Origin of the sequence: Neptunomonas marina, from assembly GCF_004005935.1 — a bacterium.
GTDB classification, from domain to species: domain Bacteria; phylum Pseudomonadota; class Gammaproteobacteria; order Pseudomonadales; family Balneatricaceae; genus Neptunomonas; species Neptunomonas marina.
This window is the reverse complement of the sequence record NZ_SACQ01000002.1, coordinates 462,133-477,480: the sequence shown is the minus strand read 5'-3', so window position 1 is coordinate 477,480 and position 15,348 is coordinate 462,133. Positions and strand designations below refer to the sequence as shown.

Below are 15,348 nucleotides of genomic sequence, written 5' to 3'. Positions count from 1 at the left end.
TCACAATTGTCTGTCTTAGATAACGAAGTCGTTTAATTAATGCGATACTCAAAAACGCGCCCGATCAAAATACTCGTGCTAGCCGAAAGCTTGCCATCACAGCTTGCACTACAGCCGCTGCTTAATCACCCAGATCTGCAGGTCAATTTCTATCCTGAACTCTCGGCGTTGACCTCAGCTGCCACCGATATCCGACCGCATCTCATTCTGCTGCAGCAACCCCCCCATCAAGTTTTACATCATTTAGCGCGTTACCAAGGGGTTTTTGAGCTGCCTTATACGCCGCTGATTGTGATCGATCACCAAATTGATAACCAGCAGGGTGAACGGCTCTTAGAGGCGGGCTTTGCCGATTTTATCTCCTTGCAGGATCTGACCGAAGAGTCCCTGCTGCGTAGCTTCCGCTTGCTGACTCAAGCGCAAATCAAAGAGTCTGAGGTGGCTTACCTGCGCGAATCAGACCAACTGACCAAAGTGTGGAACCGTGGGGCGTTCAACCAAGCACTAGGGCAAGGCTGCTCCTCAGGAGAAGCGGTTGCGCTACTGACCATCGATGTTGACCGCTTGCGTGAGTTTAACCGCCGTTTGGGCTACTGCGCAGGCGATGCCATCATCCGCGAGCTATGTAATCGCCTGCTCGTGTGTACGCCACGCCACCCACTGTATCGCATCGGTAGCGATGAGTTTGCAATTGTTTTGAGAGCAGAAAACGCTGAGAAAGTTCGCCGCAAGGCTGACCGTATGCTCGAAGAGATGGTGGGGATGCTGCATCAAGACTTCGATATCTTAGGTGAGGTGGATGTGGTGAGTACCAGTATCGGGGTCGCCATTGGCACTGCCTGCCAACCGGATGAGCTGATTACTCAGGCTGCCCTCGCCAGTGAGAAGGCCAAACAGCTGCCCGGCTGCAGTTACACCTTTTATGAAGAGAAGCTGCCCCCTAACGAACCCCCTGCTCCCTCAGTGTTAGCGGCGGATATCTGGACTGCGTTGAAGCTGTCTCAGTTTGAGCTCTATTACCAGCCCCGTATCGATCTCGCCAGTGGTCAGATTGTGGGGGCTGAGGCGTTGATGCGCTGGAATCATCCAGAACGCGGTCTGATAATGCCAGACGATTTTATCCCTGTTTCTGAGCACACCGGCCAGATCGTACCCATGGGTTTTTGGGCCATTATGCAAGCGGGGCGTGACCTAAAAACCCTACACAGCAACGGCTTACGTTTGGAGAAGCTCGGAATTAACTTATCGTTTCGACAGTTTCAGAACGATACGCTGGCTGAAACGATCAAACGTATCGTGTCGTTGGAAAATATCGACACCAATATCCTTGAGTTTGAACTGACCGAATCATCGCTATTTAGTGATGACTTACACGTCAAACATAGCGTCGATCAACTTTGCAGTACCGGTATCGACTTTTCACTCGATGACTTTGGCACGGGTTACTCGTCGTTTTCGTTATTGCAAAAGCTCCCCGTTAGCACCCTCAAGATTGACCGCTCCTTTGTGGCGGGGCTACCCGATAACAGCGGGGATGCCGAAATCGTTCGCGCGATTATCAGTCTTGCTCGTAATATGAAAAAGCGCGTTATTGCTGAAGGGGTGGAAACCGAGCAGCAATTAGCCTTTTTACGCGAGCACCAATGCGACCAAGCACAGGGTTTTTTATACAGTAAACCGGTGCCACTACCTGCCTTTATGAAGATGCTCCGGGCGAGCGCGTCAGCCCATCTTTAAAGCCCAAGGCTTCCAGCAGGTGTTGATCGGTAACCGCTTCAGACCCTGCTAAATCCGCCAGCGTGCGAGCAACTTTTAGAATACGATGGCACGCCCGAGCCGAGAGCCCAAACTTATTTGCCGCGGTGGCTAGCAGTTGGCGCGTTTCATTGGTGAGCGCACAGATGGTATCGAGCTGCTGGGCTTGTAGGTGCGCATTACGGCATCCCTGACGTTGATGCTGGCGTTGCAGCGCTGCGGTAACGCGCTCAGCCACGGTAGCACTGGCCTCGTTCTCGCTCTGATCGAGCTGCAAGAGCGTATCGGGTGGGAGTGCAACCACGTTAACGAAAAGGTCGATACGATCCAGCAACGGTCCCGATAGCTTATCTTGATAGCGGCGTATCTGGTCTGGCGTACAGCGGCATTTGCCCGACCGGTCGCCATGGTAGCCGCAGGGGCATGGATTCATGGCGGCGATCAGTTGAAAGCGCGCGGGATACTCGGTCTGGCGTGCCGCGCGTGAGATTAAAATCTCTCCGGTTTCTAGGGGCTCACGCAGCACCTCGAGCACTTTGCGAGAAAACTCGGGCAGCTCATCTAGAAATAACACGCCCTGATGAGCGAGTGAAATTTCGCCAGGTTTGGGATGGCTACCACCGCCCACCAAGGCTGCCGCAGAGGCTGTATGGTGCGGTGCTCTAAACGGACGAATTCCGGCGCAGATGGCCTCTACCGCCATACCTGCCACCGAGTAGATCGCCGCAGTTTCGAGCCGCTCATCTTCGCTTAGGGTCGGTAGCAGTGTTGGCAAACGTGCTGCCAGCATACTCTTGCCGCTGCCGGGCACGCCGCTCATTAGCAGATTATGGCCACCGGCCGCTGCGATTTCGAGGGCTCGCTTAGCATTAAGCTGGCCCTTCACATCCGCAAGATCATGGTGATGACTCCCGCGTGCGGTGGGCTGGCAAACCTGGGCGTGGACTTCTGGAAGTGGCTGCTCCCCTTTTAACGCGGCGCAAATGTCGAGCAGATGCGAGCCCTTACGGATCTCTAAGCCTTGTACCAGTGCTGCTTCTGTCTCGTTGTCGGCGGGGATCCACAAGGCACGGGCTTCACGCTTACAGGCCACTGCGGCTGGCAGCACGCCGGTGGCACCACGTAACTCTCCGGAAAGTGCCAGCTCGCCGATGAGCTCCAGCTGATCAAGCTGCTCCGCTGGTAGCTGCTTCGAAGCGACGAGAATGCCGACCGCAATGGCCAAGTCATAGCGGCCCCCCTCTTTGGGGAGATCGGCGGGGGCTAAGTTAATGGTGATACGGCGCTTGGGGAACTCGAATCCCGAGTTGATAATAGCGCTACGCACGCGCTCTTTGCTTTCGCGTACTGCGGCTTCTGGCAGCCCCACCAAAGCTAATGCGGGTAAGCCTGCGGAGAGATGCACTTCAACGGTGACGAGGGGGCTCACAACGCCAATTTGGGCACGCGAGCGAACGATCGCTAGAGACATAATCCTTCCCTGGATATGTTGTGACTAGGAGCAACGTCATACATGGCAGGCACGTATGAAGCCGCTAATGTATTGTTAACTATCTGTATTTAATATGAATTTGGTTGTTTAGAGCTTCTCCAAGATCAGCTGCTCGATCAGCAGGTCGTTGGTGAGCAGCCCACCAAAGTAGTCGCCTTGCATCAACGAGACGCCCTGCTGTGCTAGCTGCAGCCGCTGGCCGGCCGACTGCACCCCATCTGCTGTTAGCGGGATATCAAGATCGTGAGCCATATCGGTTATGTTTTCTAATAGGGCTCGTGTTTGCGGGTGGCTCTCCATCTGCTGCACGAGATTTTCTTCCAGTTTTAGCATCTCAGGCTCCAGCTCTTTGATCTGCTGCAGGCTCGGCTGGAACTCACTGAAACCGTTAATCACGATACGAAAACCCAAGGCTTCTAAGTCAAAGAGCAGACCTTCGAACTCTTGAATCTCGACGGCATCAACCTCGAAAAACAGCAAATTTTTAGCCGCCTCAGGCCACTGCGTGTGGGCACGTAGGTGATTAATAAACTCCGGTGCTTCCAAAATCATGGCAGGAATACGCACGATAATGCCGTTAAAGCCCTTCTGGTGAGTAAGGTCGGTTAGCGGCTCTTGCAACGCATTGAGCATGTGCGCGAGGTACTGCTGGCAGAGGCTGTCAGAGCTGAGTAAATTTTGTAGCTGAGACTCGTCTTTGCCGGTACAGGGAGTGTCACGCAGCATCGGTATCAGCTGAGCTGCTTCCATCCGGTGAGAGCGTACCCCATACAGCGGCCTAAACCGGAAACTCAGGTGCTCAAAGCTCGGCTGAAGTAGCTCGGAAAGATCGCTGAGGTGCAGCGCTTTGCGTTGTCGTGCCGGGTCGTACAAACGTACGCCGCTTTGGTTGCTGCGCTTCACCGCTTGCAGTGCTTGTTTGGCTGCGCCAGTTAGCTCACCCGCATCGCTCGCTTGGGATGGCGCCAGCGCGACACCTACGGCCACATTGAGATGCAGTGCTTGGCGCTCTAGGCGGATGCCATAAAAAAGTTTCTCGAGCAGCCGGTTGGCAACTGCAACCGCGGCGGCCGAATCGCTGATATTGTTGAGCTGTATGACGAAGGTTTCTTCATCGACACGATACAGGCCATCCCCCTCACGCAGCGAGCTAGAGAGACGCTCACATACCTCGCTCAGTACCGTGGCGCTGGCTTGTGCACCATACGATGCTTCGACCCAACCCAGCTTCATGATCTCTAAACTGAGCAGCGCGACCTGCCTGCCTTGGCGTTTGGCGAGTGTGATCTGCTCATCAAGGGCGGCTTTAAAGAGCGGTGTGGTGCGGCCAAGCTGTTGTTGGCGCTCGTCAGCGGTTTGGGGCGACGGACTTACAGCGATCACGAAGTGCTCGAGTGGAGCCACCCAATGAATCTTGCAGCGATACAGCGTATCGTGTTGGAAGAGCGCCAGTGTCGTTTCGCTTTCGCCAGTGTCACGTGCGCGCGTTAACTGCTGCTGCAATTGTGCAGCGCACGCGGGCGTGTGAATATCACTGAGATGTTGGTGGTGTAGCGCGTCAGCACTGCGTGACAGGAGCGCTAAAAAACTGGGAGATGCGGTGATATAACGTGCTTGATGGTCGATCCAAGCTAGGGTGCTAGGCATTCGGCAGACCTCATTAACGGGGGCCTGCCGGTGCAGGTCAGGCCCGCTACCTAAAGCGCTTTATGATGCGCTGTTGTCCATTTTCTTTTCGAGTTCAGCAACGACTTTTTCGAGTGCTTCGACTTTTTCACGGGTGCGCATCAGGACAGCGGCTTGCGCATCAAACTCATCGCGGGTGACGAGGTCCATCTTGCCTAATGCTGATTGGATAACTGCTTTTACCTGCTGTTGTCCTGGTAGCTCGGTGCCACCATTGTTGAGGGTGTTCAACATTTGGGAAAACTGCTGGCTGATCCCGTCAATAATTTTGTCATTCATGATTTGCTGCCTTGGTCACACTGAATTTACTTTAGTTTACTGCATCCGTTGCAGACTGTCGTTGTTCTGCAGGTATACGTTCAAACTGTTGCTTTAGAGTGTCACTGTACGCAACTCAAGTCAGGGTGACGGAAAAGCACTTGCACAAAAATCCATTTGTTAAGATGATAGGTGTTTTCCCGTAATGCGGTGCAGCATTTTTATACTAATGTCTGCGGGTCATCTGCGTGCTGGCAGGTTACCTTACAGGTGTACAGCGAGGCGTAATTGGTTTTCAGTATATCTGCGCCTTGGGGAGAGTATCGGGCAGCGAATGTCGGTTCAACCGGATAGATCCATCGTCTGAGCGTATACGTTGCTGAAGCGAATTAGCGCACTTTTTTGCGCTGCAAAATAGAGGTTATCTGAATGAGTATTTCTACAGTAGGTGTCATCGGCGCAGGCCAAATGGGCAATGGTATTGCACAGAGCATGGCGATGGCAGGACTTGAGGTTATTCTGAACGATATTGACGGCGCATCCATTGAGCGTGCACTGGCAACGATCCAAAAGAGCCTGACGCGCATGGAAAGCAAAGGCAAACTGAGCGAGCCGGCAGAGCAAGTTATGGGCCGTATCAAGACCTCTACTGAGTTGAGCGCGTTGGCGCAGACGCAGTTGGTTGTTGAAGCTGTTAGTGAAAATGAAGCGCTGAAGAAAAGCTTGTTCAAGCAACTGGATGAGCTCTGCCCTGCCGAGACGATTCTTGCCAGCAACACCTCCTCTATCTCTATTACGCGCATTGCCGCAGCGACTAACCGCCCTGATCAAGTGATCGGGATGCACTTTATGAACCCTGTGCCGGTCATGAAGCTGGTGGAGGTGATCCGTGGCTTACAAACCTCTGATGAGGTGAATGACAAGATTGTCGCGCTGGTTGAGCAACTGGGCAAAGTCGCGGTGGGCTCAGAAGATCGTCCTGGTTTTATCGTGAACCGTATTTTGCTGCCAATGATCAACGAAGCAGTCTTCGCACTATATGAGGGCGTTGGTGAGGCAAAAGCGATCGATGATGCGATGAAGCTCGGCACAGCGCATCCAATGGGGCCGCTGGAGCTGGCAGATATGATCGGCTTGGATACGTGCCTAAGCATTATGGAAGTGCTATACGAAGGTTTCCGCGATTCGAAATACCGCCCATGTCCACTGTTGCGCTCCATGGTTGACGCCGGCTACCTAGGCCGTAAATCAGGCCAAGGCTTCTACAGCTACGAGTAAAGGAGCAGATCATGACAACTGAACAACCTGTACAGCTTGAGTCGTTAGGTGAGGGTATTGTACTGCTCACCTTGAGCCGCCCAAAAGCGCTGAATGCGTTAGATATGGGGCTGTTAACGGCATTGGATCAAGCGATCACCGAGATCTCGGCACAAGAAGATACTCGTGCCATCCTGATGACAGGAGCGGGTGATAAAGCGTTTGTTGCCGGTGCTGATATCCGCGCGATGAGCCAAATGAGCGCCGTAGAAGCTGAAGCGTTTGCGCGTAAAGGGCAGCAGGTTTTTCGCCGTTTAGAGGACTTGCCGATTCCGGTGATCGCGTTGGTGAACGGTTTTGCTTTAGGTGGTGGCTGCGAGCTTGCGTTGAGCTGTGACTTTATTTTGGCCGCTGAAAACGCAGTTTTTGGCCAGCCAGAGGTGTGTTTAGGGGTGACTGCAGGCTTCGGTGGCAGCCAGCGCTTACCGCGCCAGATCGGTCCCGGTATGGCGATGGAGCTGTTGCTAACTGGCCGTAACGTCAAAGCGGAAGAGGCGAAGCAGATCGGCTTGGCGAACCATATCTACCCGCAAGATCAATTGCGTGATGAGGGTATCAAGCTGGCGCAGAAGATTGTGGCGTGTGGACCAAACGCCGTGCGTCTGACCAAGCAACTGGTGATGCGTGGTATGAGCTTAGATCTTGAAAACGCATGTGTACTCGAGAGCCAAGGCTTTGGCCTGTGCTTCTCGACGGACGAGCAAACAGAAGGGATGCAGGCGTTCTTAGAAAAACGCCCCGCTAAGTTTAACTAACGACCCTCTATGTTTGGTTAACGCCTCCTTCGGGAGGCGTTTTTTATGGCGGATTCGCATGGTATTGCTGGCTTATAAAAGATGTCAGAACGGGTTAACATACGGCTTTTATTGAAAGCAGGATTGAGTAATGGGCCGAGCCTATCAAAACCGTAAAGAGTCGATGGCGAAAACCTCCGATGCAAACGCCAAGCTCTACAGTAAATACAGCCGAGAGATCTATGTTGTTGCTAAGTCAGGTGGTGTCGAGCCTGACGGAAACCTAGCACTGCGTGGCTTGATTGAACGTGCGAAAAAAGATCAGGTGCCGGGACACGTGATCGACAAAGCACTGGATAAAGCCAAAGGTGGCTCTGGTGAGGATTTTTCTGCCGCACGTTATGAAGGTATTGGCCCTGGCGGCTGCATGGTGATTGTGGAGTGCCTAACTGACAATCCAAACCGTACCTTTGGTGATGTACGCAACTGCTTTACCAAGAGTAAATCAAAGCTGGGTACGCCGGGTTGTGCGGCACATATGTTTGATCACTGCGCTATCTTTGCGTTCGCGGGTGATGATGAAGAAGCGGTACTCGATGCGCTGATGATGGCTGATGTCGATGTGACGGACATCGAATGTGAAGAGGGTAAAGTTACTGTTTTCGCACCGCACACTGAATATGCCAATGCAAAACGTGCACTGATGGAGGCATTTGGAGAGGTCGACTTTGATGTTGATGAAATCCAGTTCCTGCCGCAGACCACTTCGCCACTAGCTGAGGACGACCGTCCGATGTTCGACAAGCTGATGGAGATGCTTAACTTCCTAGATGACGTGCAAAACGTTTATCACAACGCGGAAGCTTAATGCGACGAGCAGCACTACCCAGCCCTGGCGGTAGTGCTGTTAAATCACGGAATACAGATTAACACTGGCCAACATAGCAAAATACTCAAGCTCTAGACTCGTAACAGCGCTGTGGAGCTTTGCAGGCCGCTAGTAGTAATTCAGAATCACTGACTCCCCCACCTGTGTCATGCCTATCGGCTTGTTTAAAGGGTGCTAGGCCCTGCTGCTGTCACGCGCATATCAATGGTTGCCGTACACCTCGCGTGCTCCTCTAAAGATCGAACGATTCCCCTCTCTTCTGTAAAAAATCGCCAACCATAGTTTTGATAAGCGCTGGGTCTGATGACATCACATTTGGTGAAGCAAAGAGCCTGCGATGAGCCGTATCAGCGCCCGAATTTTTGCTGCAAAAGTGTGCGCAAAAAGTGTGCATTTCTGAAAACTGTGCACCACGAGCACTCTTTAGGCGCAATATACGTGCTGGGTTTTCATGTTGTAGAGCACCTTATAATTTTCCTATCTATTTAATAAATATGGTTTTTTCTTAGTTGGCACGAAGATCGCTAAATACCTGTTGACGATTGATGGTGCATTTGCGGATGCAGATGCCACAAAACATAGCGGGAGAACACCCATGAAGCTGATTTCGGCCATTATCAAACCGTTCAAACTGGATGACGTACGTGAAGCACTTTCAGAGATCGGTGTACAAGGTATCACCGTCACCGAAGTGAAAGGCTTTGGTAGACAAAAAGGACATACAGAACTCTACCGCGGTGCGGAATATGTGGTGGATTTCTTACCGAAAGTTCGCGTAGATGTCGCTGTGGATGATGCTATTGCAGAGCAGGTTGTGGACGCGGTGCAAAGCGTCGCCCAAACCGGAAAGATTGGCGACGGTAAAATTTTCGTGATGCCAATTGAGCAAGCAATCCGCATTCGTACCGGTGAATCCGGCAACGACGCACTCTAAGCCCCGACTAACAAACTCTCGATAGAGGACTTAGCAATGGAAGAGTTACTCAAGACAACTGCCGGCGATCTGACACAGCTCAAGTACGCCGTAGATACGTTCTATTTTCTAATGTGTGGTGCGCTCGTCATGTGGATGGCAGCAGGCTTTGCAATGCTCGAAGCCGGTTTAGTACGCGCTAAGAACACCACCGAAATTTTGACCAAAAACGTCGCACTGTATGCCATCGCTTGTACCATGTACCTGCTGTGCGGTTATTTTATTATGTACAGCTCGGATGCGGGCGGCGTGATGCCAAACTTTGGCGCATTGATCGGCGATGAAAACGCTGTTGATGCTGTGCTGGCTGGTGGCGATGATGCGCCTTACTACTCAGCGCGTTCCGATTTCTTCTTCCAGGTTGTATTCGTAGCAACAGCCATGTCAATTGTATCGGGTGCTGTAGCTGAACGTATGAAACTCTGGGCTTTCCTAACCTTTGCTGTTGTGATGACGGGCTTCATCTATCCGGTATCTGGCTACTGGACATGGGGCGGAGGCTTCTTGAGCGAAGCGGGCTTCTCTGATTTCGCAGGCTCAGGCATCGTACATATGGCAGGCGCGGCTGCAGCTCTCGCGGGTGTGTTAGTACTGGGTGCACGTAAAGGCAAATATGGTAAAGATGGCTCGATCAACGCGATCCCTGGCGCTAACCTACCGTTAGCCACACTGGGTACATTTATCCTGTGGATGGGTTGGTTTGGTTTCAACGGTGGTTCGGAGCTGAAGCTATCCGACGTGGGTGAAGCAAATGCTGTTGCACAGGTTTTTGTTAATACCAATGCGGCTGCGGCAGGTGGTGTGATTGCCGCGCTCATTACGGCACGACTACTGTTCAAGAAAGCTGACCTTACCATGGCTCTGAACGGTGCGTTGGCAGGTTTAGTGGCGATCACAGCGGATCCTCTTTCACCAACAGCCTTGGCTTCTACGCTCGTCGGTGCTGTGGGCGGCACACTGGTTGTCTTCGCAATCATCTCGCTCGATAAACTGCGCATCGATGATCCTGTAGGTGCGATCTCAGTGCACGGTGTTGTGGGTATCTGGGGTCTGTTAGCGGTGCCTTTGGCGAATACAGACGCTACCTTTGGTGCTCAGCTGCTTGGTATCGTTTCAATCTTTGGCTGGGTATTCTGTGCCAGCATGGTGGTGTGGGTGATCCTCAAAGCGGTGATGGGTATCCGTATCAGCGAAGAAGAAGAGTACGAAGGTGCTGACCTTGCCGAGTGCGGTATGGAAGCTTACCCAGAGTTCAAGGTAGGTAACTAAGCTCAGATAGCGTATAGCGCGACACTGTAAATAAAAATAAGAAATAACAATAACAACGTTGTTGGGGTGCCTTAGGCACCCCTTTATACTTTTGGGTCGGAGCAATGCGTGCTATGCCGATTCACGGTATAATCCGACCCACAATCTATGAGAAGAGCTGGTACACACAGGCGTGATATCAGCCGTAAAGGAGTGAACGATGAAGCTTGTTAGTGCGGTGATCAAACCCTTTAAACTGGATGATGTACGTGAGGCGCTGTCTGACATCGGTATTCAAGGGGTGACGGTAACGGAAGTTAAGGGCTTTGGACGCCAGAAAGGTCACACCGAGCTTTATCGCGGCGCTGAGTACGTTGTAGATTTCTTGCCGAAAGTAAAAATCGAAGTGGCTATTGATGATGAACTGTTGGATCAAGTGATCGAAGCGATCAGCAAAACCGCGAATACAGGCAAGATCGGCGATGGTAAAATTTTCGTGATGCCGCTTGAGCAAGTGATCCGCATCCGTACCGGTGAGAGCGGCCCAGACGCGCTATAAGCCACACTCCAACGCTTGCTTATCGCTTGACTTAGCAGGGAAATACGGTGTATTTCTCTGCTTGTATTGTCACCTTTTGCAGACCTTTTGAATAATTGATTTAGATCATCATTCTTGCACAGTCGGTGCGAGTATAGTCGTGTGTCCGCATTTCAATGGATTTGAGTGTTGCATTTGAAAACGTCATGGGATAGCCAACACGCTCTAGACATTGAGCATATCCAGCAGTTCTTCGCCCCCTTCCGCCATGCAAAACTGGGTGTTGCCTGTGTGCGCCATGATGGATCATTTATCGAGGTTAACGACCAGTTCGCACGCGATATTGCCTGTGATCTCGAAGAACTCGCTGGACAGAGTTTGCTGCCGGCGCCGGATGATATCGACTATAAACCGGCATTGGCGCGCCGTGACGCGCTCTTCAATGGGCAGATAGAGTCCTATCAAGTACAGCGCGAAATTCGCTGCGTCGGAAAACTCCCCCTCTTGGCGTCCCTCGCCGTATCCGCTATCGAAAAAGATCAGCGTGTATTGGGTGCAGTTGTTGTCTTGACTGATGTACAGCGGGACGAGAAGCAACGCTTAGAACTGAAAAAGCTCTCGTATGCTGTCGAGAATAGCGGCAGTGCAGTGCTGATCACGGACCCCGCTGGGCGCATTGAGTATTTAAACCCGCGCTTTTCGGAGATGACCGGCTACAGCCAAGCGGAACTACTGGGTAAAACCCCGAGTGTCTTGCGTTCCGAGATGACGGCGAACGAGGTATATCGCGATCTGTGGAAATCTGTCCTGAGCAACAAGTCGTGGCGTGGTGCGCTGATCAACCGTAAGAAGGATGGCAGTCTGTACTGGGCGTATCAGTCGATTGCGCCGATCACGGATGAGAAAGGGGCGCTCGTCAATATTGTTTCGGTCAGCGACGATATTTCGCGGATTAAAGAGAAAGAGCAGCATATGGAAGCGCTGGCGTATTTCGACCCGCTCACCTCGCTGGGCAATCGCCGAAGCTTTCGGGATCGTTTAGATCAACTGATCCATACGCCGGCTGTGGAAGGCCTCAGTGCACTATTGCTGCTCGATCTTGACCATTTCAAGAAAGTGAACGATACCATCGGCCATGATGCGGGCGATGAGCTGCTGATCGCCATTGCGAATCGGCTTGTCTTTTGCACCAATGATCAGTGCTCGGTTTATCGTTTAGGTGGTGATGAGTTCACGGTATTAGTGGAGAGTGCGCCAAACCGACAAGCGCTGGAGAAACTCGCGCAAGATGTGATTAGCCTGCTAGCTCAGCCTGTTACGATTGGCCCTCAGGAGGTGATGGTTACGGTTAGTCTGGGAATCACGCTAATTCACTCCGACGGTGATGATGCCAGTGGCTTGCTGAAGAATGCGGACCTTGCGATGTATGACGCCAAGCACTTAGGCCGCAACACCTATTCGTTTTTCCGCCCCCAGATGGATATCGAGGCGAAGCGTGCCATCTCGTTGGAGTTGGATCTGCGCCATGCGATCGACCACCAAGAGCTTGAGCTCGTATTCCAGCCGCTCGTCGACCTGAAAAGTGGTGAGATCAAGGGTATCGAAGCGCTGTGCCGTTGGGAGCATCCTATTGAAGGCGCCATCAGCCCTGAAGAGTTTATTCCTAAAGCTGAAGATACCGGCCTGATCTATAGCCTAGAGCGCTGGGTGATTCATGAGGCCTGCGCGCAACTGCGCATATTGCATGCCGCGGGATTCCCTAACGTTCAGGTATTTATCAATATCTCTAAGCGCCATTTTGAAGGGGACGCGCTGTTAGAAACACTCGACAGTGCACTGAGCGAAACGCAACTCAACGCGCAATTAGTCTCCCTAGAAGTGACAGAGGGTCTAATGCTGCGCAATGCAGACGCTGTGCTCGCCACCATGCAAAAAGTGAAACAACGCGGCGTGCGTTTAGCCATCGATGACTTTGGAACAGGCTTCTCATCATTAAGCTACTTGCGCCAGATGCCCGTGGATATTGTTAAAATTGACCGCTCCTTCATCCAAGACCTGCCCAGCGATACCGAGAACATGGTGATCACTAGTACCGTGATTGCCATGGCCGAGAAACTTGGCTTAATGCCGCTGGCTGAGGGCATTGAATTGCCAGAGCAGCAGAGCTTTCTGCAAGATAACCGCTGCTACATGGGGCAGGGTTATCTCTACAGTCACCCTTTACCGATGCCTGAGCTGGTGCGTTTATTGTGCCGCAACAACGGCCAATTTATTTCGCAAACAGCGGCAGGTTAATCGTCACAGCCAGACCTTTTGCAGTATTTTCTGCACTGATAGCGCCGCCTAAGCGAGTTACCGCGCGTTTCGCGATACTCAACCCTAATCCATAGCCATTGTTGCGTTGATCTTGGCGATAGAACGGCTCGAATAGATGGGCTAACGCATCGGGTGTGACGCCGCCGCCTGCATCTGAGATCGTAATCGCTGTGCTCTTACCCAGCGGTTTCACATGGATCTCAACACCCGAGTCACTTGGCGTATGTTTGAGGATATTCCCCAAAATATTGCTCAATGCTCGGCTCATCAGTTCGCTATTACCCGCGAAGCGGTCGCCAGCGTTAGCATCCAGAGTGAGTTGGGTCTCTCGGTTAGGTGCAGTGAAGCGGAAGTCTTCCAGAGCTTGCTCAAGGATGGCACTCAAAACAAACGACTCACTTTGGCTATCAAGATGCTCAATACGCGCCAGCGATAACATCTCTTCAATGAGCCGGTCGAGGCGCTCAAACTCGGTGTGCATCCGCTGCACGAGCTTATCATCGCTACCCAAGCGCTGCTCGAGGAGGCCAGAGACCGCTTGCAGACGTGCAAGTGGTGCCCGCAGCTCATGCGAGACATCTTGCAACAAACGCTGCTGCCCCTGCAGTGTGTTTTCGACATAGGAGGCCATGTAGTCGAACTCACGGGCGAGTGCACCGATCTCATCACCACGACCCAGCAGGCGTGGCTCTAGTCGGGTACTCAGATCGCCGCTGTGCAGCTGCTGTACGTGGTCGCGTAACCGATTGATGGGGCGCACGATCATCCAACTGAGCAGTAAACTGGCGAGTGTGGCGGTGATGATAACCAGTACAGCCTGCATCGATAGCAGCAGCGCTTTGAGGCGCGCTATATGGCTTTTAACCGGCGAGATCGGCAGGCTGACCAGGTAATTTTGTCCCGCTTCTGATGTATAGGTGAAGCGGATCTCGTCGCCGCTGTAACGGGCTGGGCGGCCAAACAGTAGTGCTCCATCTGAAGTATAGATATTCAGCAGTAGAGCGGGTTTTCTTTTATAGCGATCACGATGGCTACGATGGTCATCATCCCAATCGCGATGCTCCCAATGGTCGTCATCGTAGCGGTCATGGCGGCTCTTTTGTTGGCGATAAACCAAACGGCGTGCTTTTTCCGGGTCGCGCTCGTAGAGCTCGATGGTTTTCTCCGCTTGGCGATGTGCACGAATCTCGAGAATCTCGCGTACTGAGCTGCGCTCGGTGAGTTCGCCGATCACGATAATTGTTACCAAAATGACGCTGATGCTCGCTAGCCATGAAACGGCAAAGATCTTCCAAAACAAACGGTTGAAACGGTGCATGGCTACTCCTCGCCGATAAACAGGTAACCTTCCCCGCGGACGGTTTTGATCAGCTCTTGCTCGGGCAATACTTTGCTGAGTTTCTGTCTCACTCGGCTAACATGGACGTCGATGGCGCGATCATAGGCGGTCAGCTCACGATGCAATACGCGTTCGGTGAGCTTGGCTTTACTCAACACCACGCCGGGGTTTTGCATAAACTGAGTGATCACGTTGAACTCCGCGCTGGTTAGCTCCAGCGGTGTGTCACGAAATAGCAGGGTTCGTTTTGCCAGCTGTAACGCTAGCCCCCAGTGTTGGATAACTCGCGTATCGGGCGCACTTGGAGGTGTCTGCATACGGCGCAGGACTGCGCGTATCCTCGCGAGCAGCTCCCGCGGGTTGCAGGGTTTGGATAGGTAATCATCGGCACCCATCTCTAGTCCTAAGATACGATCAATATCCCCTCCTTTGCCCGTCAGCATGATAACGGGTATCGGGTTGCTGGGGCGTACCTGTTGCAGCAGCTCTAAACCTGACATTCCGGGCATCATGATGTCGAACACAGCGAGATCGAAGCGTGCTGGCGGTGCTAGCAGCGCGAGTGCTTGCTCGGCGCTATTCGCGACGCTGATCTCGAGCCCTTCGGTGGTGAGGTAGTCGGCGAGTAGCTCGGTGAGTTCTACATCATCATCAACAAGCAATATATGGGAAGCGGTCATTGGGATACCTCGTTCATCTAATAGCCCTAGTTTAACGCGCTTTCGGTATCGGCTTGGCAGGTTTACTTTTCTTTACACACTGTTTACCCAACTTCGCAGTTTGCTCGCGCACAATGAGCATAA

13 protein-coding genes are annotated in these 15,348 nt (G+C 52.5%); 8 read left to right on the top strand and 5 right to left on the bottom strand.

What is annotated here, in order from left to right; translation table 11 throughout:
- Window positions 1-39: 39 nt before the first annotated feature.
- Window positions 40-1,737, top strand: coding sequence for a putative bifunctional diguanylate cyclase/phosphodiesterase (locus tag EOE65_RS06940; protein WP_127693566.1), 1,698 nt, complete (start codon window positions 40-42; stop codon window positions 1,735-1,737).
- Here the strand turns inward: EOE65_RS06940 and EOE65_RS06935 are convergent.
- From EOE65_RS06935 to EOE65_RS06925, 3 genes are all read right to left on the bottom strand, one after another.
- A complete protein-coding gene (locus EOE65_RS06935; protein WP_127693565.1) occupies window positions 1,697-3,226 on the bottom strand; it encodes a YifB family Mg chelatase-like AAA ATPase in 1,530 nt (509 codons plus the stop codon). The genes EOE65_RS06940 and EOE65_RS06935 overlap by 41 nt on opposite strands.
- Before the next feature lie 108 nt (window positions 3,227-3,334).
- A complete protein-coding gene (locus EOE65_RS06930; RefSeq protein WP_127693564.1) occupies window positions 3,335-4,894 on the bottom strand; it encodes an EAL domain-containing protein in 1,560 nt (519 codons plus the stop codon).
- A gap of 60 nt (window positions 4,895-4,954) precedes the next feature.
- Window positions 4,955-5,212, bottom strand: coding sequence for an accessory factor UbiK family protein (locus EOE65_RS06925; protein ID WP_127693563.1), 258 nt, complete (start codon window positions 5,210-5,212; stop codon window positions 4,955-4,957).
- Between the two features lie 408 nt (window positions 5,213-5,620).
- On the opposite strand from EOE65_RS06925, the gene EOE65_RS06920 reads away from it, so the two are divergent.
- The 7 genes from EOE65_RS06920 to EOE65_RS06890 all read left to right on the top strand — a co-directional run bounded on the left by EOE65_RS06920 (window position 5,621) and on the right by EOE65_RS06890 (window position 13,185).
- Entirely contained in the window at window positions 5,621-6,469 is an 849-nt protein-coding gene (locus EOE65_RS06920; RefSeq protein WP_127693562.1) for a 3-hydroxybutyryl-CoA dehydrogenase, read from the top strand.
- An 11-nt stretch (window positions 6,470-6,480) separates the two neighbouring features.
- Window positions 6,481-7,263: an enoyl-CoA hydratase-related protein gene (locus EOE65_RS06915; protein ID WP_127693561.1), complete on the top strand. Its 783-nt coding sequence runs from the start codon at window positions 6,481-6,483 to the stop codon at window positions 7,261-7,263.
- A 130-nt stretch (window positions 7,264-7,393) separates the two neighbouring features.
- On the top strand, window positions 7,394-8,110 hold the full coding sequence (locus EOE65_RS06910; RefSeq protein WP_127693560.1) for a YebC/PmpR family DNA-binding transcriptional regulator: 717 nt from the start codon (window positions 7,394-7,396) through the stop codon (window positions 8,108-8,110).
- Between the two features lie 616 nt (window positions 8,111-8,726).
- Window positions 8,727-9,065: a P-II family nitrogen regulator gene (locus EOE65_RS06905; RefSeq protein ID WP_127693559.1), complete on the top strand. Its 339-nt coding sequence runs from the start codon at window positions 8,727-8,729 to the stop codon at window positions 9,063-9,065.
- Between the two features lie 36 nt (window positions 9,066-9,101).
- On the top strand, window positions 9,102-10,373 hold the full coding sequence (locus tag EOE65_RS06900) for an ammonium transporter (protein ID WP_127693558.1): 1,272 nt from the start codon (window positions 9,102-9,104) through the stop codon (window positions 10,371-10,373).
- A 199-nt stretch (window positions 10,374-10,572) separates the two neighbouring features.
- A complete protein-coding gene (glnK, locus tag EOE65_RS06895) occupies window positions 10,573-10,911 on the top strand; it encodes a P-II family nitrogen regulator (protein WP_127693557.1) in 339 nt (112 codons plus the stop codon).
- Window positions 10,912-11,085: 174 nt separating this feature from the next.
- A complete protein-coding gene (locus EOE65_RS06890) occupies window positions 11,086-13,185 on the top strand; it encodes a putative bifunctional diguanylate cyclase/phosphodiesterase (protein ID WP_164847037.1) in 2,100 nt (699 codons plus the stop codon).
- Here EOE65_RS06890 and EOE65_RS06885 read toward each other — a convergent pair.
- The gene (locus EOE65_RS06885) at window positions 13,160-14,524 is read right to left on the bottom strand and encodes a sensor histidine kinase (protein ID WP_127693555.1); all 1,365 of its coding nucleotides are present in this window, start codon (window positions 14,522-14,524) and stop codon (window positions 13,160-13,162) included. The genes EOE65_RS06890 and EOE65_RS06885 overlap by 26 nt on opposite strands.
- A gap of 2 nt (window positions 14,525-14,526) precedes the next feature.
- The gene (locus EOE65_RS06880; protein WP_127693554.1) at window positions 14,527-15,225 is read right to left on the bottom strand and encodes a response regulator; all 699 of its coding nucleotides are present in this window, start codon (window positions 15,223-15,225) and stop codon (window positions 14,527-14,529) included.
- Window positions 15,226-15,348 lie beyond the last annotated feature (123 nt).

Coding starts and splice junctions, on each gene's coding strand:
- EOE65_RS06940 (WP_127693566.1), top strand. CDS start 40: ATGCGATACTCAAAAACGCGCCCGATCAAAATACTCGTGCTAGCCGAA.
- EOE65_RS06935 (WP_127693565.1), bottom strand. CDS start 3,226: ATGTCTCTAGCGATCGTTCGCTCGCGTGCCCAAATTGGCGTTGTGAGC.
- EOE65_RS06930 (WP_127693564.1), bottom strand. CDS start 4,894: ATGCCTAGCACCCTAGCTTGGATCGACCATCAAGCACGTTATATCACC.
- EOE65_RS06925 (WP_127693563.1), bottom strand. CDS start 5,212: ATGAATGACAAAATTATTGACGGGATCAGCCAGCAGTTTTCCCAAATG.
- EOE65_RS06920 (WP_127693562.1), top strand. CDS start 5,621: ATGAGTATTTCTACAGTAGGTGTCATCGGCGCAGGCCAAATGGGCAAT.
- EOE65_RS06915 (WP_127693561.1), top strand. CDS start 6,481: ATGACAACTGAACAACCTGTACAGCTTGAGTCGTTAGGTGAGGGTATT.
- EOE65_RS06910 (WP_127693560.1), top strand. CDS start 7,394: ATGGGCCGAGCCTATCAAAACCGTAAAGAGTCGATGGCGAAAACCTCC.
- EOE65_RS06905 (WP_127693559.1), top strand. CDS start 8,727: ATGAAGCTGATTTCGGCCATTATCAAACCGTTCAAACTGGATGACGTA.
- EOE65_RS06900 (WP_127693558.1), top strand. CDS start 9,102: ATGGAAGAGTTACTCAAGACAACTGCCGGCGATCTGACACAGCTCAAG.
- glnK (WP_127693557.1), top strand. CDS start 10,573: ATGAAGCTTGTTAGTGCGGTGATCAAACCCTTTAAACTGGATGATGTA.
- EOE65_RS06885 (WP_127693555.1), bottom strand. CDS start 14,524: ATGCACCGTTTCAACCGTTTGTTTTGGAAGATCTTTGCCGTTTCATGG.
- EOE65_RS06880 (WP_127693554.1), bottom strand. CDS start 15,225: ATGACCGCTTCCCATATATTGCTTGTTGATGATGATGTAGAACTCACC.